Origin of the sequence: Streptomyces sp. NBC_00287 (assembly GCF_036173105.1) — a bacterium.
Taxonomy (GTDB): Bacteria; Actinomycetota; Actinomycetes; order Streptomycetales; family Streptomycetaceae; genus Streptomyces.
Window position 1 is genome coordinate 8,106,792 of the sequence record NZ_CP108053.1, and the last position, 18,051, is coordinate 8,124,842.

An 18,051-nucleotide genomic window follows, 5' to 3' on the forward strand; every position below is an offset into this window, starting at 1 on the left:
TCCCCAGTTGCTAGTTGATGGTGACGAGTGAGCCGTTGAGCGCGAGCGACCCCGACGCCTTGAGGCCGAAGGTCGCGGAGGTCTCGATGGTGGACGGTCCCGAGGCCTTCGCCCGGAGCCTGAGCGAGTCGAGCGTGATGCTCCCGGCCGCCGACGACAGCTTGATGTCGCCCTGCTTCGCGACCAGTTCGATGCCGTCCCCGGACAACCGGACGGCGTTGCCCGACTCGGCGTGGGTGAGGACGACCGCGGAGTCCGTGTCGTCGAGTACGAGGCTGTGGCCCTTGCCGGACAGCAGCTTTGCCGCCGCCGATGCGCCGTCCTCCAGGCGCAGGGCATGGCCCTCCGGGGTCGTCAGGGCTCGGACGGCGTTGGTGTCGGCGTCCACCACGACCGGCGGTCGCTGCGTGCCGTTGTAGAGGGACCCGAGGACGACGGGTGTGGCCGGGTCACCGTCGACGAACCCGACGAGGACCTCCTGTCCGACGTTCGGGACCACGACGGCGCCGTATCCGTCGCCGGCGTCGAGGTTGGCCGTACGGGCCCAGACACCGTCTCCGCCGTCCGCCCGCCAGGGCAGCCGGACCCGCACCCGGTTCAGCGACTCCGGGTCGTCGAGCGCCTCCACGACACCCAGTACGAGTCCGCGCTCGCCGGTCCTCGACGGCGGGACCAGGGCGGGTGGCGACCCCACTTGGAACTCCGTCAGATAGCCGCCGGCGGTGAAGCGGTGCCGGGCGGCGGTGACGTAGTGCGGTCCGGACATCCGGGTGCCGACACCGGCGATCGACACCCAGCCGTCGCACCGCAGCGCCGGATCGCCGTGTACGACACCGGAGCCGAAGCAGTGCGCCAGCGCGGCCCTTCGCTGTACGGCGACGGCGCGGGCGTCGGCCTCGTCCGAGCCGGCGACGGCCGGGGAGGCGCATCGCTCGTCCCGCGCCGGCCAGCCGGAGTCGGCCGCGGCGGTGTCGTGCGCGGTGCGCTCACCGACGTCGATGCCCGCCGCGGTGGCGCTCTGCTCGGACTCGGCGGCCTCCAGCGAGGCCACGTCCCAGGCCACGCCGACGGCCGAACCGATGGCGCGCGTCAGGTCCTGGGTCAGATGCAGCTCGACGAGGTCGCGGGTGTAGTCCAGCGCGATCGGCTGCTGTTTCGGCGCGGGCGGGCGCAGGACGAGCGTGCCGCCGCGGACGTAGGTGACCCAGCCCAGCTCGGCCGCGCGGCGCTTGAGCAACTCCCAGTCGCCGATCCGGTCGCTGACCACGAAGGGACGGTGGACGCCGTCGGCGGCGTCCGTGGTGAGCGCGTAGTCGGCGGCGATGGCCGAGGCGACATCCGCGTCGGAGACCTCGGCCAACTGGCGGGAGCGGGGCGGGTGTTCCAGCAGGATCGACCTGCTGCGCCCCTCGACGCGCAGCACGGGGCGGCCGCCGCGCGGGAAGTGCGTGGTCAGGGATGCGATGACGCCGTCGAACACGGTGGTGAGCCGGGAGTGGTAGCCGAGCGAGACCGCGATCGCCGCCCCGGGTTCGAACGGGCCGTCGTCGCTGTGCCGCACGCCGCGTCGGTCCGCGTCCCAGTTCTGGACGATCAGGCTCAGCCGGCCGTGCCGGTTCACCTCCTCGGAGATGTCCAGTTCGACGATGTCCGCGGTCACCAGAGGCTGCAGCGCCGTACCGGCCACGCGCACCTCGAAGGCGGGCCGGTCCCGCTCCGCCGGGCTCATCGTCCGGCCGCCAGCGGCGGGAGGACGAGCAGCTGACCCGTGCGCAGACCGCGCGGGTTGGCCAGACGGTTCGCCGAGGCCAGCGGACGCCAGTAGGCCGGGTCCCCGTACACCCGGGCGGCGATGGCATCGAGGGTCTCGCCGTCCTCGACCAGCCAGGTCTGGCGCAGGTCGGGGGAGGTCGGGCGGTCCTGCGCGGCCGTCTCCTCGACCGACAGTGCCTCCTTCAGCGACAGTTTGACGGTAGCCCGCAGCGGTTCGCCCGCCCGGTCGAACAGCTTGTACGTGACATCGGCCTGGGTGAGGATCCCGCGGAACGAGAATCGCCCCCAGTGGGCGTGCACGTAGTACGGCTGGTGGGTGTCGCCCTGGAACCGGGTCAGTTCCAGCAGGGCGTCGAGCAGGGGGCCGATGCTCCCGGGCTCGCCGACCACTCCGGTGCCGTCCAGCAGCAGGTCGATCTGGACCTGGTCGGGCTCGCCGCCGCTGAACGACTGCTGCGGGGCGGAAGTCCCCGCGGACTGTGTGGCCTGGTACAGGTTCTTGCGGGAGAAGGACAGCTCGGTGGGGTTGAGCAGGGCCTGCCAGCGGATTCCGGTGGGCTGCTGGAACTTGATGTCCGCGTAGGCGTCGATGGTCAGCTTGGCGAGTTGGGTCGCGGTCAGATTCACAGGTCCCACTCCCGGCGGAGGATCTCCAGCACACGCTCGGCGGCCCGGCGCACGATCACGTCCATGTCCGCATCGCCCCGGGGCTCGCCGGGCGGCGGCACCTCGGCCGATGCGGGGGCGAGCACGGTCTCGGTGACGATCTGTCCGATCACGACGGCCATGTCAGAGCACCTTCTTGAGGGAGAGCCCGTGGTGGGCGATCTCGATGACGTCGATGGCCGCCGCGGACGACTGCGCGTCCAGGTCGGGTCCGGTCAGCTTGGCGGGCCAGCCCCTTGTGAACGCCCACACCCGGACCGGGGCGATCGCCCCTTCGACGGAGCTCATCAGGACGACGCTGCCGTCCCGCGGCGCGACCAGCCCGCTGACGTGGAACTCGGCGAACCAGTCCCACAACTCCCCTACTGGCCCCGCGCCCTGACTGAGCACCAGGTTCGGGAACGAGGCCCGGCTGGGAAAACGGTGGGCGAACCGGTTCTCACCGCCCTCCTGGTACTCCTCCACGCCGACCTCCCCGGCCAGGCCGGTGCACTTGGCGAAGCTCACCGACGCCAGGCCGTCGATGGCCAGGACGAAATGGGCCGTGGTGAACGGCCTGACGAGGGGCGAGGCCAGCGGCAGCATCAGGTCACCGGGTCTCGATCAGGATGCCTTCGCAGGCGAACTCGACCGACTCGATGGCGACGTCGGTGCCCGTGGACTTCAGGCCCGGGCCTTCGAGCTTGACCGGCCAGGCCTCCCTGATCTTCCAGGTCATCACCGGGTCCCGCTCCTCGTTGAGGAGACTGACCGTGACATCACGGCGGTCCACCGAGCCGATCGTGATCGAGTTGTACCACTCGAAAAGACCGTTCCCGGCCTCCGTCGGGGCGATGCCCCGCTTCATCGTGACGTTCGAGAACTTGCGCAGCCCCGGCTGTTTGCGCGTGGAGAACTGCGGGTCGGCGCCCCCGCGGTACTCGATGACCTCGGCTTCCATCGTCAGACCGCTGACCTCGGAGAAGCTGGAGGTCTGCTGTGTGTCCCCCCAGCTCACCGCGAAGTGCAGGGTGGTCATGGGATACATGCGTCAACTCCTACTCGGACAGCCGCTTGTGGCTGAAGCGGACGACGACGAACTCGGCGGGTTTGGCGGGGGCGATCGCGACCTCGGTGATCACGAGCCCCAGATCGATGTCGGCCTCGGTCATGGTTTCGCCGAGTCCGACCCGTACCCGGTAGGCCTGCTCGGGTTTGGTCCCGGCGAGAGCTCCGGCCCGCCACTGCTGGTCGAGGAAGTTCTCCACCGAGACCTTGATCCGGATCCAGGTCTGGGCGGTGTTCGGTTCGAAGACGACCCACTGCAGGGCCCGGTCGACCGAGGTCTCGATCATGTTGAACAGCCGGCGGACATTGATGTAGCGCCAGGCGGTGTCGTCCGTGGCGTTGCGGGCGCCCCACAGCCGGGTGCCGCGTCCGGGGAAGGCGCGGATGAGGTTGACGCCGGCCGGGTTGAGCAGGTCCTGCCGGCGCTGGGTGTAGGTCTGGGTCAGCCCGATGGCGCCGGTGACGATCTCGTTGCCCGGAGCCTTGTGGACACCGCGCAGCCGGTCGGTCCGCGCGATGACACCGGCCACGAAGCCCGACGGCGGCACGGTGGTGAACCTGTCCGGCGAGTCGGGATCGATGGTGACGATCCTCAGGTGCGGTGCGTAGGCGGCCGCGTAGGTGGACGACAGGGTGGTGTCACGCCACTTGACGAGATCCGCGTCGACGTCCGTGCCCGGACCGCCGGTCAGGTCCGGGGTGTCGATCACGGCGAACCGGCGGAAGTTCTCGCAGTGGGTGACGACCTGACCCACGAGGTCGGCCTGCAGCTGTGAGTCTTCCACGGTGACCAGGTCCGGGCAGATCACCATCGCGGGCTCGTCCACCTCCTCCAGCCGCACCAGGCCCTCGCGGAAGTCGTCGTTGGTCGCGGGCTTGTCCGCGCCGATGTTGTCCGCGGCGGCATAGAACGGTGCGGAAGCCTGTGACACGGCGGGGGCCGCGCTGTCCCGGGGAGCGACGGTGACGAGCCCCGAAACTCCGTTCACCACGCCGTCCTTGGCGAAGTACGAGGGGTGCTCGGGGCTGAGGGACAGTCCGCGGAAGGTCTCGGCGGCGGTGCCGTCCACCGTGACGGAGAGCGCGAACCGCTCGGCCGCAACCGAAGCGCTCTCCACCGCGAACAGCCCGAACCGGGTCTGGCCCGTGTCCCCGACCGCCGTTCCGGTGGCGAAGCTCAGCACGTAGATGTCGCCGCCCGCGGCGTCGACACCGGTGATCGGTGCGAAGGCCGTGTGGATCGCGAGGCGGTCCCCGACCCGTGGCTTGACGGCACAGCGGACGGCGATGCCGGTGTTCGCGTTTGCCTGCAGGGTGAAGGAGGCCTCGGTGTAGGTGTGCGCGTCGTTGGGCGTTGGTACCAGGTCGAAGCCGGAGTCCGTGCGGGTGGCTTCGATCGAGGGCACGCCGGTGCCGCCCTTGTACGTGACCTTCGCACCCTTGGGCAGGAAGCCGTAGGAGGCGGAGACGTCGGCCTGGGCGAGCTTCGTGATGCTCAACCCCGTATCGGCCAGGAGCACCGCGGACACGGGCGCGTTCACCGTGACGGGCCCGCTCGGTGGTGGTGTGGTGCCCGCGATCTCGAAGCGGTTGCCGCCCGTCCACTCGCCGGTGCGCCCGTCGGCCATCGTGATCCGGGCGGCGGCGCTCTGCGGCGCGGTGGCCGACAGGTCGGAGGCGGCGGGTGCGGTCAGGGGACGCTCGAAGCTCAGGGCCGACATGGGCACGTTGGTCGTGGGCGGTGTGCCCGACGGTGTGTTGGTGAACATCGCGCGAGCCGGGAAGTCGGCCCGGCGGAGCACGAACGCGGCCCCGAAAACGGCGCCCGGTGCGGCGGCCAGGGTGAGCGTTACCGAAGTCCGGGCGGCGACGACATCCGTCACCTGCGCGCCGGTACGTGCGCCGTTCGGCGCCGTCGTCACGACCACGTCTCCCTTGTGGAATCCCTTGCCCGACGGCAGGAACAGCGTGGTGCTGTTGTTCGCCAGCGCACCCGCGACGATCGAACCGGGAGCCATCGTTGCCGCGCCGCTCGCGGTCACCACGACAGTGCTGGACGTCACCGAGTCGACGGTCGCGGTCACCGGTGGGGCCACGCTTCCCGAGTCGGGGATCGGCACGAGCACGAGGGCGTCACCGGGCCGTAGACCGGTCGTGGACGGCACCTGCAGGGTGGCGGGGGTGCCTGCCGCCACCGTGACCGCGGTGACCGTTTCCGCCCGGTAGAAGGCCCCGGAAGCTCCCCCGGTGTCGGGCCGGACGCCGATGCCCAACGACGTCGCCCAGGCCCCCGGCGAACCGGCGGTGACGGCGAAGCTCTTCCTCGCGGACGCGTCGAAGACCTGCCAGGACGCCGCGGTCGAGGGATCCACCCGGATCACCCAGGCCGCCGGCCCGCCGTTCTCGAAGTAGCCGAAGACGGACTCCCCGGTGAAACCGCGCGAGGAGGGAGCACCGAACGTCCGGACGTAGTCCCCCCAGCCGGTGACGCGGGTCGGCTTGAGCGGCGGCCCCTTACGCGTCGTGCCGAGGATCGCCACCACACTGGTCGGCGCGGCGGCGATCGGCTGCGGCCCGGACGGAACCTCCTCGATGTACACGCCGGGCGATAGATACGTCACGCGTCCTCCTCAGCTGATGGTTCATGTCGTGTCGACCAGTCGGATCCGGGTCGCCACGGACAACCCGTTCACGGAGACGGTGCGCAGCAGGCTTCCGTCGACCAGGAGTTCCGCCGGGGTGAAGGCGGCCGTCCACTCGGTCGGGGCCGAGGCGTAGACGCCGGGCGCCACTTCGGGCAACGCGATCTCGGGCTTCGGGCTCGGGCCCTTCGTGGCCCGGGCGGTGACCGTGCGCCCCGTGCGGAGAGCGCCCGTGGTCGGCGTCACGAGCGTCACGCTCAGGGTCATCGGGACGGGGTGCAGCGGCTGCTCGATCTCGGTTGCGTTCAGCTCGACCAGCAGGGTGTACGGCGGCCAGTCCGGCTCCGGAGCGAACACGAGCAGCCGGGCCAGGGCACCGTCCGTGACGGTGATGGCGAGGTGCGGGGGAGTGGACGGGGCGGCGACGTCCGTGCGCGCGGTGACGACGACGCCGTCGGGCACCGTCCGGACGGCCCATCCGTGCCGTGCTGCGGTGAGCCGGGCGGTGAGCGGGCCGACCGATGCGCCCGTGGAGGCGTGCACCAGGCGTACGTGGTGCCGTAGGAGGGTGGTGCTCGTCGCGATGCTCACGGCGCCCTCACATAGTCGACGCGGTGCTCGACCACCCGGCCCGCTCCGTCCTGCTGGAGCACCGGGACGGGCGCGACGTCCACTTCGTAGAAGAGGGCGAGCCGACCGGGTCGGCCGAGCGCGCCCCAGATCTGGTTGCGCTGGTCGTGGGTGGGGCCGACCAGCCGGATCGTGAGGGTCTCGACCTCGTCGGCCAGCGGGAGCTTGAGCATGTGCCGGCGCAGGATCGGCGTGGTGTGGAAGGCCTGGACGATACGGGCCAGCCGGCGCTGTGTCTCGTCGTGGTCGCCCATGAAGGTGGCCACGTAGTGCAGTTTCAGGGCCAGCGGTGCGCGGACCAGCCCGGCCGCACCTTCGGTGAGGGGGAGATTGCGCAGGTGCTCGTGCTCCTCCAGGGCGATGAGCGCGAGGACCCCCTTCGCGTCGGGCAGCGGTGACTTGTCGGCCTGGGAGAGGGAGTGCAGGACCATCCAGAGACCGTGCTCGGGAGTTGCCTGGTGGATGACGTCGCACAGGGCCTCGCTGACCTCGGTGATCACGAGCACCCCCTTTCTCGCGTGGATTCAGCGTGGTGTTGGGCACTCACGGGAGAACCACGGGTGAATCACGGGCCCGTCACCGTGGCGTTCGGTGCGGAGGGTCCGCTGACAACCAGCGGATTCCTCATGATTCATGGACACCCTGCGTGATCAGGGCGACGAAAGGTCCTCGTGCCGGGTGTCTCCTTCGTACGGGGGAGACGGACCGGTCGACTGGGCGAAGGCCGGGCATACGAACGCCATCACTCAGGACATGCCGCGGAGCTGGTCGAGTGCTCGGTCCATGGCGGTGGCCAGGCGCCCGACGTCCCGCCGGGCTCGTTCGAACTCGGTGATCAGCGCGGCCACGGCCCGCGATCGGCTGCTGCCTCCGGTGTGCAGCCGCGCGTAGGTGGCGACCGTCTCGGGCATGGGATCGACGCCCAGTTCTTCGAGCAGGACGGCACGGCACCGTTCGAACTGCCGCTCCGCCAGATCCAGTCGACCGGCGGTGCCGTACGCGCGGATCAGATGCCGGTGCAAGTCCTCGCGGAGCGGCTCCAGTTCCAGGGCGCGTTCGCCGTACGTGGTGATCGCCGGGACGTCACGGCGTGCGCCGTAGTGCTGGATCAAGTGGTCGAGTGCGGCGAGGTAGAGGGTGTCGATCCGGCATCGGGCGGTCATGACCCAGTGGTCGTCGCAGGTCTCGACGAGCCGGCCCCTGCGCAGCAGCACGGCGCTGTGCAGTCGGGCGACGTCCGCCTCGTCCAGGTCGGCCGGTGGCACGCGGAGGACCGACTCGACCAGGCCCTGGAACCTGGCCGCGTCCGTGGCGACGCCGACATCGGGACTCAGAGCCACCGTGCGCCAACTGTCGCAGGCCACGATCTCCAGGCCCGTGCCGGACCGGACTTCGCACCTGAGGCGCCACAGTGCGGTGTTGAGACGTCGACGGGCCAGGCGCTCGGAGCAGTCCTCGAAGAGGTGGGCGGCGGCGACGGAACGTGGCCGGCCCTCCGGCGGTGCGAGCGCGAGGTAGGCGCAGAGGGTGGTGGCGCCCGGCGAGAGTCGGACAGGCTCGCCCTCGAAGGACACGCTGGGCGGTCCGAGCAGCTTGAGGCTCAGCGTGGGCGGTGGGGAGAGCTGGGCAGAGGGCACCAGGAGCGCCCCCTGAGGCGGGCCGGTGTGCTTGGGCGTCGCTGGTCCTTCAGGCGTCATCCATGGCCTCCCCCTGGCCGGTGGGCGCAACCGCAAGTTACTCCGAATTCGTGCGTGGGGGGACCTAATTGGTGGAAACGTGACAGGGCGCGACAACCTGAGGCGGCGCCCTCCGCGTAGGTGTCATGAGTGCGTCAGGAAGGGCTCTTCTTCCAGCTGAGCCCCCGGCGTGTATCGATCCCGTGCCCCTGGGTACGCGGACCCCGCGGCACGGGAATGGGGTGACGACCATGACGCTGTTCCGTGATCGTGGGCATGCCGGACGGGAGCTGGCCCAGGAGCTGCGGAGCCGACACGAGAAGCGGGCCTTCGAGGATCCTGTCGTCCTCGCTCTCCCCCGCGGCGGTGTGACCGTCGCCCAGGAGGTAGCCCGCGCGCTGGACGCCCCGCTCGATGTGCTGGTCGCACGTAAGATCGGCGCGCCCTTCCAGGAGGAGTTCGGCGTCGGCGCGATCTGCGGCGACGACCCTCCGGTCTTCGACGACTGGGCCCTGGGCCGGCTCGGCCTCACCCCGACCACGCTGGCACCGGTCGTGGCCCGGGAGCGCGCGGAACTCCATCGCCGCGAGGAGCTCTACCGGCACGGCCGTCCCGCCCTCGACCTGCGCGGACGTACCGTGATCGTGGTCGACGACGGACTGGCGACGGGAGCGACCGCCCGGGCCGCGCTGCGCTGGATCCGGGGCCGCTCGCCGGAGCGGGTACTGCTGGCGGTGCCGGTCGGCTCGCCCGAGGGCGTGGAGCTGATGAGCCGGGAGGCCGACGAGGTGGTCTGTCTGCACCGGCCGGTCGACTTCATGGCCGTCGGGCTCTGGTACGACGATTTCCAGCAGCTGACGGACGCCGATGTGCTGGCCGCGCTGCACACCGACGCGTGAGGGCAGACGCTGGACATCGACGCGTGATGGTAGAAGCGGAGCATGACTCCATCTCTTGTGCCCGGAATCGACACCCCCGACCGCCGCGGCCGTACCGGACTCGACCGGACCGGCCTGGACCTGACCGGCAACCCGCGCGTGAAGGTGCGGGACGTGAAGCTGCTCTCCAGCCACTGGTACATCGAGCGGACCACGACCTTCGACTTCCGGCATGCCGACGGCACCTGGAGCACCCAGGAGCGCGAGACCCACGACCGCGGCAACGGCGCCACGATGCTGCTGTACGACGCCGAACGCCAAACCGTGCTGCTCACCCGCCAGTTCCGCTTCCCGGTGTATGTCAACGGCCACCCCGACGGGATGCTCGTGGAGACCCCGGGCGGGCTCCTCGACGAGGACGACGAGCACCCCGAGATCGCCGTGCGCCGCGAGGTGGTGGAGGAGACCGGCCACACCATCGGGGCCGTACAGCATGTGTTCGACGTCTATATGAGCCCGGGTTCGGTCACCGAGCGGGTGAGCTTCTACGCGGCGGAGTACGGGCCGTCCACCCGAACCCATGAGGGCGGTGGTCTGGACGAGGAGGGCGAGGACATCGAGATCCTCGAACTGCCCTTCCGCCGGGCGCTGGAGATGATCCGGACCGGCGAGATCGCCGACGCCAAGACCATCATGCTGCTCCAGTGGGCGGCGCTGGAGGGCCCGTTCGCCAAGTAGCTTGACTTGAAGTGCGCTTCAAGCTGAAGACTCCCCCTCACGCACCCAACGGGAGGGATTTCCGCATGAAGTACCGCACGATCGGCACCGACCCACAGCACCGCCGCGAGGTCAGCGTTCTCGCGCTCGGCGCGATGCTGTTCGGCTCACGCACCGACGAGGAGACGTCCTTCGCCGTACTCGACCGCTATGTCGAGGCCGGCGGGAACTTCATCGACACGTCCGACAACTACGCCTTCTGGGAGGACGGCGGCCAGGGCGGCCAGAGCGAGGAACTGCTCGGCCGGTGGCGGCGCAGCCGGGGCGTCGGCGACGAGATCGTCATCGCCACCAAGCTCGGCGCCCGCCCCCTGGCCCCCGGCACCGGCTACGTCGACAACCCGGAGGGCCTGTCGGCGAAGGTGATCCGGGAAGCCGCCGAGCGCAGCCGGGAACGGCTCGGGGTGGAGAAGATCGATCTCCTCTACGCCCACATCGAGGACCAGCGGGTGCCGCTCGCCGAGACCGTCGAGGGATTCGGCGCGCTGGTCGCCGAGGGCACCGTCGGCCTGCTGGGCGTCAGCAACCACGCCGTGTGGCGGGTGGAACGGGCCCGCGCGCTGGCGGCTGCCGCCGGACTGCCCGGCTACCAGGTGCTCCAGTACCAGCACAGCCATCTGCGCCCGCGCTTCGACATGCCGAGCGACCTCTTCCCCGACGGCAGCCTCGGCCACGCCGGCGCCGAACTCCTCGGCTATCTGCGCGCCGAGCCCGATCTCACCCTGGTCGCCTACTCGCCGCTGCTCGCCGGCGCCTACACCCGGCAGGACAAGCCGCTGCCACCGGACTACGACCACCCGGGCACCCCGGCCCGCCTGAAGGTGCTGCGGGAGGTCGCCCGGGAGGCCGATGCGACCGTCAACCAGGTGGTGCTGGCCTGGCAGATCGGCGCGGAGCTGCCGGTGATCCCGCTGGCCGGGGCGTCCTCGGTGGCGCAGCTGGAGGAGAACCTGGCGGCGGTGGAGCTGGAGCTGACGGGGGAGCAGCGGGCCAGGCTGGATGCCGCTCACTGAGAACGGGGCCGCAGTAGGCTCCGAGATGGAGCCGAAGGAGAGTGGATCATGCCTCTGTTCCCCACTGAGCGGTCCGTCCGTACCACCCCCGAAGGCCTGCTGTGGGAGCCCTGCGAGCGCTGGGTGCGCGGGGTGAAGGGCGAGGTCACCGTCGTCGACAGCCGACACCCCGTCCTCGTCTGGGAGCCCGAGGGGATCCCCGTCCCGCGCTACGCCTTCCCGCGCGAGGAGGTCCGCACCGACCTCCTGCGCCCGGCGGAGAAACCCCCGACGGGCACCCACACCGGCTCGACGATCTTCTACGACCTCGAAGTCGACGGAGCGCGCATGGCGAACGCCGCGTGGACGTTCCCCGCCGCCGATCTGGCCGGACACATCGCCTTCGAGTGGTTCCTGCGCCGGGACGACGGCCTGGACCACTGGTACGAGGAGGAAGAGGAGATCTTCGTCCACCCGCGCGACCCGCACAAACGCGTGGACGCGGTGCGCAGCAGCCGGCATGTCCAGGTGGAGATCGACGGCACCGTGGTCGCGGACACTCGCCGCCCGGTGCTGGTCTTCGAGACCGGACTGCCGACGCGCTACTACGTCCCCGTCGAGGACGTCCGCCTGGACCTGTTCGAGCCGACCGAGCACCGAACGTCCTGCCCGTACAAGGGCACAGCCCGCTACTGGACCTTCGCGGGCAGGGCCGACGTCCCGCGGAACATCGTCTGGAGCTACCCGGAGCCACTGCCCGCGGTCGGCGCCATCGAGGGATATCTGGCGTTCTTCAACGAGGCCGTCGACCTCGTCGTGGACGGCGAACGCCTGGAACGTCCGGTCACGCTCTTCAGCAAGTCGCTCACGAAGTGAACCGGTCGAGCAGGGCGTCCAGACCGGCCGCGAGGCCCTCCGGACCGCCCCGCTCGGCCAGTGCCGGGGCCGCCTCGCGCAGCCGGGGCAGCTCCTGGGGCGGCATCCGGTGCAGCCCCAGCCGGAACGCGGGATCGGGCTCGTCCGGGTTGTCCACCATCTGCCGCAGCTCCACCGACACATAGCCGAGCAGCCAGGCGGTGTAGGCACGGAACACGGCCGTGGCGCGCTCCTCGTCGAACCCGGCCTCCCTCAGCAGCGCCAGCACCCGCTCGTGATCCTTCAGTACGGCCAGCGGGCGGCGGGCCAAGGGCACCGCGAGCATGCGCGTGGACAGCAGCGGCACCGCCTGCGGATGGGCGAGGCAGACGTCATACATGGCCCGGGCGATCCGGTGCAGGCGCGCCCGCCACTCGGTCGTCTCGGGCCCGGCGGCCAGGCGCTCCTCCAGCTCCAGATAGAGGGCCTCGACCAGGCCGTCCAGCAGGGCGTCCTTGCTGGACGCGTACCGGTACAGCGCCATCGCCTCCACGCCGAGCTCTCCGCCGAGCCGCCGCATGCTCAGCGCCGACAGGCCCTCCCGGTCCACCAGCTCAAGGGCGCTGGCCAGCACCCGCTCCCGGCTCAGTCGGCCGTAGCGGCCCCGGTCTCCAGCACGTCTGCCGGGCGCAGGCTTCTTGTCACTCGCCATGTTCGCGACCTCGGGTCTCTGTCAGGCAAACGGCGTGCACGTACGGAGGAAGCGTACAGAGTATTCCGGGCGCCGTCAGCGCTTGCACGCCTTCATTTACGGCCTTAGATTGGTATTATATTTAATCGTTAGGGGCTGATCGTGAACTCGGAAAAGGGAGCGCCCATCACGGTCATCGGTGCAGGGCCGTACGGCCTCGCTGTGGCCGCCCATTTGAAGGCGCAAGGAATTCCGTTCAGGATTTTTGGCGAGCCGATGGAAGGCTGGCTCTCCCATATGCCGAAGGGCATGTATCTGAAATCCTCTCCATTCTCGTCATTCATTTCCGCCCCGATACCCGGCTGGAGACTTGCGGATTACCGTGTCTCAGAAGGTAGGGCTTCCGGTGACGAGCGGGATCCGGTACACATTTCCGAGTTCGTGCGGTACGGACTCTGGTTTCAGCAGCACTGGGCACCCGAACTCGAACAGGTGACAGTCCGCCGAGTGGAAACGGGGCGTGGCAGAGGTTTTTGGATCACCCTGGATTCTGGTGAGGGGTTCGAAAGCCGAGCCGTGGTCCTTGGCGTGGGAATTGTGCGATTCGCCAATGTGCCGCCCGTGCTGGCCCATATGGTGGACGACGGTCTTGTCTCCCATACGGCGGAGCACGTGGACCTGTCGGGGTTCGCCGGACAGCGTGTGGCCGTAGTGGGGGCGGGACAATCGGCGCTGGAGAGCGCCGCTCTGCTGCACGAGTCGGGTGCGCAGCCCACGGTCCTCGCTCGTGCCGGCTCGCTGGTCTTCGGTCCTCCACCGCAAACCGAGCGCCCTGTGGAACGTTCGGTACGGGTGCGGCTGATGTACCCCAATTCCCTGCTGGGTGATGGATGGCCGCTCGTGGCGTGCAGCAGCGGGCCCGCCGTCTATCGGCATCTGCCCGACCGGGTTCGCGCCCGGCTGCTGCGGACCATTCTCGGACCATACGGTGCGTGGTGGCTCCGGGACCGGGTCGAGGGGCGCGTGCCGGTGCGGTGCGGCGTCCGCATCGGCTCGGCGAAGCCCGACCTCGCCGGGGGCGTACTGCTTGAGCTGGAAGGCCCGGACGGAGACCGGCAGACGCTGGAGGCCGACCATGTCATCGCCGGCACCGGTTACCGTGTGGATGTCGACCGTCTGGAGCTGCTGAGCGCCGAACTGCGCCGCGAGGTCGTCAAGAACGCCGGTGCCCCTCGGCTCTCGGCCGATTTCGAGTCCTCGGTTCCGGGTCTCTTCTTCACCGGGCTGGCCGCGGCTCCCACGTTCGGACCGCTCCTGCGGTTCGTCTCCGGATCCGGATTCGCCGCCCGGCGTATCAGCCGTGCGGACGCAGTGGCTTGGTGAGACGCCGCCCGACCGTGCCTCCGAAGCGGACCGATTCGGCAACCGCCGGCCAAGGGTCATCCCAGCTCAGCCATGCTCGTTCGGTGCCGCGGCGGGGCAGTACCGCGGGCGGGACGCGCCGTTCCTGCCAGGCGTCGATGGTGGCCGACAGAAGATCCAGCTGACCGACGACGAACATCCGGCCGTAGGTCTGCTCCGCGCGGGGAATCTGCTGCCCCGTCAGGTCCAGGTACATCGCCCGGACCACATCGACGCCCTGCCCGGACTCGAAGAGCCGGAACTGTGCCCCGATACGGGGGTTGAAGTCGACCAGCTTGTAGAGGCCGTCCCGCCGGTCGAATCGCCAGTCGAGATCGGCCACGCCGCTGTACCCGATCCGTCGGCACAGTTCCGCGGCGAGTCGGGCGAGCCCCGGGTTGGGCCGCGCCCACGCCCTCGTGGTCGCTCCGCTGCGCACGGGCCAGGACCGGACCTTGTACCCCGTGAAAACGGCCCGGGGTGCGCCTCGCGCTCCGCAGTAGAGGTGGGTGATCCAGTCCTCGGCATCGGCGGGCGGGATGTACTCCTGCATCAGGACCGAGGGAGTTTCGCGTGGCCCGATGAGGGCGAGCAGTTCATCCTCGTTGTGCACGACGGTCGTGTGTGTCACGACGGGCGAGCGCACCCGGGTGTAGGCCTCCAGGTTCTTCAGCACCAACGGATAGCCCAAGTCGCGGGCGTAGGCGAGGAGTTGTGTGCGATCGGCGGGCGCGTGGGCCCGTGGCGTGGGCACGTGGTGCTCGGTGCAGACGCGGCGCAGGCCCTCCTTGCTCGCCAGTGCGCGGGGCAGCGCGGAGGGCACCGGCGGCAGCACAAACCATTCGGCGAGGGCTTCCGCGTGCTCCGCCAGCAGTACGGCGGATTCGTCGTCGGTCGGCACGGCGACGGTCCTGCGGCCGATCGTACGGCCGAGGCGCAGCAGCGCGGAGACGAGTGTCCGGGGCTCCTCCAGACCCGTCGTCGGTACGACGAACCGGTCGGCGAGATGGCGGGACACGGCGCACGGGGTGAACCGGTCCTCGACCATGGCGTACACGGGCACGCCCGCCCTGCCCAGGCTTCGCAGCGCGCCGAGGCAGCCGTGGTTCTGCGGGGAGGGGCCCACTTTCACGAGCAGCGCAGGCACATCGTGGTTCATGGCGGCCCCGGCCCTTCGTCAGTACGCCCCGGTCCCGCGGATTACCGCGCCCGGGGTGCGTGCCAGGATGCGCAGGTCCAGCGCGGTCGACCAGTTCTCCACATAGCTCAGGTCGAGGCGCACCCGTTCCTCCAGCGGAAGCTCGGAGCGTCCGCTCACTTGCCACAGTCCGCTCAGTCCGGGCTTCACCAGCAGGCGGAGCCGTCTGATGTCCTCGGGCAGTGCGAACGTCTCGTCCGGGGTCAGCGGCCGTGGGCCGACGAGGGACATCCGGCCCGTCACCACGTTCAGAAGCTGGGGGAGTTCATCCAGCGACCAATGACGGAGGAACGCTCCCACCCGGGTGATCCGGGGATCATCGACGATCTTGAACAGTGCGCCGTCGCCGTACTGGTTGAGTGCGGAGAATTCGGCCCTGCGGCGCTCGGCGTCCTGGTACATGGTCCGGAATTTCAGCACGGTGAACTCCTGGCCGCGCAGCCCGATCCGGCAGTGCCTGAACAGGGCGGAGCCGGGGCTGTCGAGCCGTATCAGGGCGGCGACGGCCAGCATCAGCGGGGCGAGGAGGACGAGGCCGGCAGCGGCGAACGCCCGGTCCGTGAGTTCCTTGGGGATGCGGGGGAACCGGGAGAGGGTCGGCGCGTGAAGCTCCATCAGCGGGAGCCCCGCGAACGGCGTCACTGCCACCCGGGCGGCCGCCACATCGGCCAGTACCGGTGCGAGCAAGAGCTCTGCTCCGGCTGCTTGGAGCTGCCAGGAGAGCCTCCGGAGCTCATCGGCCTCCAGCCCGGGGCTCGGCAGGGCGATCACCGCGTCGCAGCCGCTCTGCCGTACCGCCGCGGCCGTGTCGTCCACGCCGCCGTACGAAGGCACCCCGTCGGGCACGACACGGCCGGCGTGGGCGGGATCGGTCAGGCAGACGCCGACGATCTTGAGTCCGCAGTCGCTGTTCCGGTGCAGCAGGGAGATCAGGTCGGCGGCCGAGGAGGCGGGTCCGACCACCACCGCCCGCTCGAGGTTCCGTCCGTGGTGCCAGGCCGCGCGCATCCGCAGTCGCCGGGCCTGGCGCAGCAGGAGCGTGGCCGCCACGGTGAGGGGCAGCGCGAAGAGCGTGTCATGCAGCGGGCCGGCCTCGGGCACGAACCACCAGGCCGCGCTCGCCCCCACGGCGATCAGTCCCGCGGCACGCAGCACCCGGCGGAACTCCTGTGTCCCTTCACGCAAGCAGTGCTGCTGGTAAGCCCCATGCAGGGCGAGGCCGAGGACCCATGCGGCAGGCAGCGCGGCGAGGACGAACCACCGGTCGAAGAGGAGCAGGACGGTGACGGAAGCCGCGAGTGCGGCGGTCAGGTCCGTGGCCATGAACGGGATCGTCGGCACATGACAGCCGCCGGTCCGGTGTGGTGTGTCGGGGACCGCTCGCTTCACTCGCCGCGGCGTGTCCCTTCGGGCTGTCCAGAGCGTGCTCATCGGGTAGCGCCCCTCGGAACTACGGTTCCCCCCTATGTATATTTACGTTGTAAATATACATATTCTCCCCAGGTGCTGGTCGAGGTCAAGTGCTGGGCTTGACGCGACGGAGCTGTGGCGCGGAGAGTGTATGTATACGACGTAAACCAGGCGTCCGTGTCCGGGGAGGCCGTTGACATGTCGACGATGCCGAGCAGCCGGAGCATCCTGCACATCGCGCAGTCGAGCGACGGGGGTGTCGCCACCGTGGTCGCCGGTCTGGTCGGCGGGCAGTGTGCCAGGGGCGACCGAGTCGTCGTCGCGTGCCTGCCGGGGAGCCGGCTGGCCGCGCGAGCCGCGGGGGCCGGTGCCGAGGTCCTGGCGTGGGAGGCCCGCCGAGCCCCGGGTCCTTGGCTGCTCCGCGAGGTGGACGCGCTGCGGGGCGTCGTGGACTCGGCCCGCCCGGACGTCGTCCATCTGCACAGTTCCAAGGCGGGTCTGGCCGGGCGGATGGCTCTTCGTGGGCGTCTGCCCACGGTGTTTCAGCCCCACGCGTGGGCCTTCGATGCCGTGACAGGGCTCTTGCGCCTGGCCACCGTTCGGTGGGAAAGGACCGGGGCTCGGTGGACGCACCGGCTGGTGTGCGTCAGCGAGGGGGAACGCGCGCAGGGCGAGGCCGCCGGAGTCCGGGCTCCGTATGTGGTGATTCCCAACGGGGTGGACCTCGATCACTTCGATGACCCGGGCGGCTCGACACGCGCGGCGGCCAGACGTCGCCTGGGCGTGGCCCTCTCGGCACCGCTCGCGGTGTGCGTCGGGCGACTGTGCCGACAGAAGGGTCAGGACGTGCTGCTCGGGAGCTGGGGCGGAGTCGTCGACCGTATCCCCGACGTGCGACTCGCCCTGGTCGGTGACGGGCCGGACCGGGAGATGCTGGAGGAGCGGGCATCCGCGGCGGTGGTCTTCGCGGGAGCGGTGGAGGACCCCCGGGACTGGTATCTCGCGGCGGATCTCGTGGTGCTTCCTTCGCGCTGGGAAGGGATGGCACTCGCACCGCTGGAGGCCATGGCGGCGAGCCGTCCGGTGGTGGTGACCGACGTGGCGGGCGCACGCGAAGCGCTTCCGCCGGGCCACGCCTCGCGCTCAGTGGTGCCGCCGGACGATCCGCGGGCCCTCTGTGACGCGGTGGCCTCCCTGCTGTCGGACCGCGCGACCTGTGCGGCGCTGGGCCGGCAGGCCCGCACCCATGTGCGCCGACACCACAGCGTGGACCAAGTCGTCGAGCACATGTACACGGTGTACGAAGCTGCCTGCGGCACCTGGGACATGAGCAAAGGCCGCTCGCCGAGAGCCCCTGCCGCTCACCGTGTACCGAGGACCGGACGGAGAGTCGGCGGCTGAGAGCCGCGTCGGAC

General features: G+C 70.2%; 18 protein-coding genes. 6 read left to right on the plus strand and 12 right to left on the minus strand.

Annotated elements, in window-relative coordinates; all coding sequences use genetic code 11:
* Nucleotides 1-10: 10 nt before the first annotated feature.
* From OHT76_RS36740 to OHT76_RS36780, 9 genes are all read right to left on the minus strand, one after another.
* Nucleotides 11-1,729, minus strand: a complete 1,719-nt coding sequence (locus tag OHT76_RS36740; RefSeq protein WP_328875183.1) for a phage baseplate assembly protein V — start codon at nt 1,727-1,729, stop codon at nt 11-13.
* A complete protein-coding gene (locus tag OHT76_RS36745) occupies nt 1,726-2,400 on the minus strand; it encodes a CIS tube protein (RefSeq protein ID WP_328875184.1) in 675 nt (224 codons plus the stop codon). The genes OHT76_RS36740 and OHT76_RS36745 overlap by 4 nt, the downstream gene beginning before the upstream one ends.
* A complete protein-coding gene (locus OHT76_RS36750) occupies nt 2,397-2,561 on the minus strand; it encodes a hypothetical protein (RefSeq protein ID WP_328875185.1) in 165 nt (54 codons plus the stop codon). Before OHT76_RS36750 ends, OHT76_RS36745 begins: the two co-directional genes overlap by 4 nt.
* 1 nt (nt 2,562) lies before the next feature.
* Nucleotides 2,563-3,024: a phage tail protein gene (locus OHT76_RS36755; protein ID WP_328875186.1), complete on the minus strand. Its 462-nt coding sequence runs from the start codon at nt 3,022-3,024 to the stop codon at nt 2,563-2,565.
* Nucleotides 3,025-3,028: 4 nt separating this feature from the next.
* A complete protein-coding gene (locus OHT76_RS36760; RefSeq protein ID WP_315882318.1) occupies nt 3,029-3,466 on the minus strand; it encodes a phage tail protein in 438 nt (145 codons plus the stop codon).
* A 10-nt stretch (nt 3,467-3,476) separates the two neighbouring features.
* Complete coding sequence (locus OHT76_RS36765) at nt 3,477-6,107, minus strand: phage tail sheath family protein (RefSeq protein ID WP_328875187.1); 2,631 nt, start codon at nt 6,105-6,107, stop codon at nt 3,477-3,479.
* 21 nt (nt 6,108-6,128) lie between these two features.
* On the minus strand, nt 6,129-6,719 hold the full coding sequence (locus OHT76_RS36770) for a hypothetical protein (protein ID WP_328875188.1): 591 nt from the start codon (nt 6,717-6,719) through the stop codon (nt 6,129-6,131).
* Nucleotides 6,716-7,258, minus strand: a complete 543-nt coding sequence (locus OHT76_RS36775; RefSeq protein WP_328875189.1) for a Pvc16 family protein — start codon at nt 7,256-7,258, stop codon at nt 6,716-6,718. The genes OHT76_RS36770 and OHT76_RS36775 overlap by 4 nt, the downstream gene beginning before the upstream one ends.
* A 246-nt stretch (nt 7,259-7,504) precedes the next feature.
* Nucleotides 7,505-8,455, minus strand: a complete 951-nt coding sequence (locus OHT76_RS36780) for an AfsR/SARP family transcriptional regulator (protein ID WP_328875190.1) — start codon at nt 8,453-8,455, stop codon at nt 7,505-7,507.
* Nucleotides 8,456-8,685: 230 nt separating this feature from the next.
* Between OHT76_RS36780 and OHT76_RS36785 the strand changes: the two genes are divergently transcribed.
* The 4 genes from OHT76_RS36785 (at nt 8,686) to OHT76_RS36800 (ending at nt 11,957) form a co-directional block, all read left to right on the plus strand.
* The gene (locus tag OHT76_RS36785) at nt 8,686-9,333 is read left to right on the plus strand and encodes a phosphoribosyltransferase (RefSeq protein WP_328875191.1); all 648 of its coding nucleotides are present in this window, start codon (nt 8,686-8,688) and stop codon (nt 9,331-9,333) included.
* Nucleotides 9,334-9,375: 42 nt separating this feature from the next.
* Nucleotides 9,376-10,050, plus strand: a complete 675-nt coding sequence (locus OHT76_RS36790; RefSeq protein WP_328875192.1) for an NUDIX domain-containing protein — start codon at nt 9,376-9,378, stop codon at nt 10,048-10,050.
* Nucleotides 10,051-10,115: 65 nt separating this feature from the next.
* Nucleotides 10,116-11,102 carry an aldo/keto reductase gene (locus tag OHT76_RS36795; protein ID WP_328875193.1) on the plus strand — a complete coding sequence of 329 codons (987 nt, stop codon included), beginning with the start codon at nt 10,116-10,118 and terminating at the stop codon, nt 11,100-11,102.
* A 48-nt stretch (nt 11,103-11,150) separates the two neighbouring features.
* Nucleotides 11,151-11,957, plus strand: a complete 807-nt coding sequence (locus OHT76_RS36800; protein ID WP_328875194.1) for a DUF427 domain-containing protein — start codon at nt 11,151-11,153, stop codon at nt 11,955-11,957.
* On the opposite strand, the gene OHT76_RS36805 is transcribed toward OHT76_RS36800, so the two are convergent.
* Nucleotides 11,947-12,648 carry a TetR/AcrR family transcriptional regulator gene (locus tag OHT76_RS36805; RefSeq protein ID WP_328875195.1) on the minus strand — a complete coding sequence of 234 codons (702 nt, stop codon included), beginning with the start codon at nt 12,646-12,648 and terminating at the stop codon, nt 11,947-11,949. The genes OHT76_RS36800 and OHT76_RS36805 overlap by 11 nt on opposite strands.
* Nucleotides 12,649-12,789: 141 nt before the next feature.
* Between OHT76_RS36805 and OHT76_RS36810 the strand changes: the two genes are divergently transcribed.
* Entirely contained in the window at nt 12,790-14,010 is a 1,221-nt protein-coding gene (locus OHT76_RS36810) for an NAD(P)-binding domain-containing protein (protein ID WP_328875196.1), read from the plus strand.
* On the opposite strand, the gene OHT76_RS36815 is transcribed toward OHT76_RS36810, so the two are convergent.
* Together OHT76_RS36815 and OHT76_RS36820 are read right to left on the minus strand one after the other, a co-directional pair.
* Complete coding sequence (locus tag OHT76_RS36815; protein ID WP_328875197.1) at nt 13,982-15,187, minus strand: carboxylate--amine ligase; 1,206 nt, start codon at nt 15,185-15,187, stop codon at nt 13,982-13,984. The two genes, OHT76_RS36810 and OHT76_RS36815, sit on opposite strands and share 29 nt — an antisense overlap.
* An 18-nt stretch (nt 15,188-15,205) precedes the next feature.
* Nucleotides 15,206-16,549, minus strand: coding sequence for a sugar transferase (locus tag OHT76_RS36820; RefSeq protein WP_328875198.1), 1,344 nt, complete (start codon nt 16,547-16,549; stop codon nt 15,206-15,208).
* Between the two features lie 285 nt (nt 16,550-16,834).
* On the opposite strand from OHT76_RS36820, the gene OHT76_RS36825 reads away from it, so the two are divergent.
* A complete protein-coding gene (locus OHT76_RS36825; protein WP_328875199.1) occupies nt 16,835-18,037 on the plus strand; it encodes a glycosyltransferase family 4 protein in 1,203 nt (400 codons plus the stop codon).
* Nucleotides 18,038-18,051: the final 14 nt, after the last annotated feature.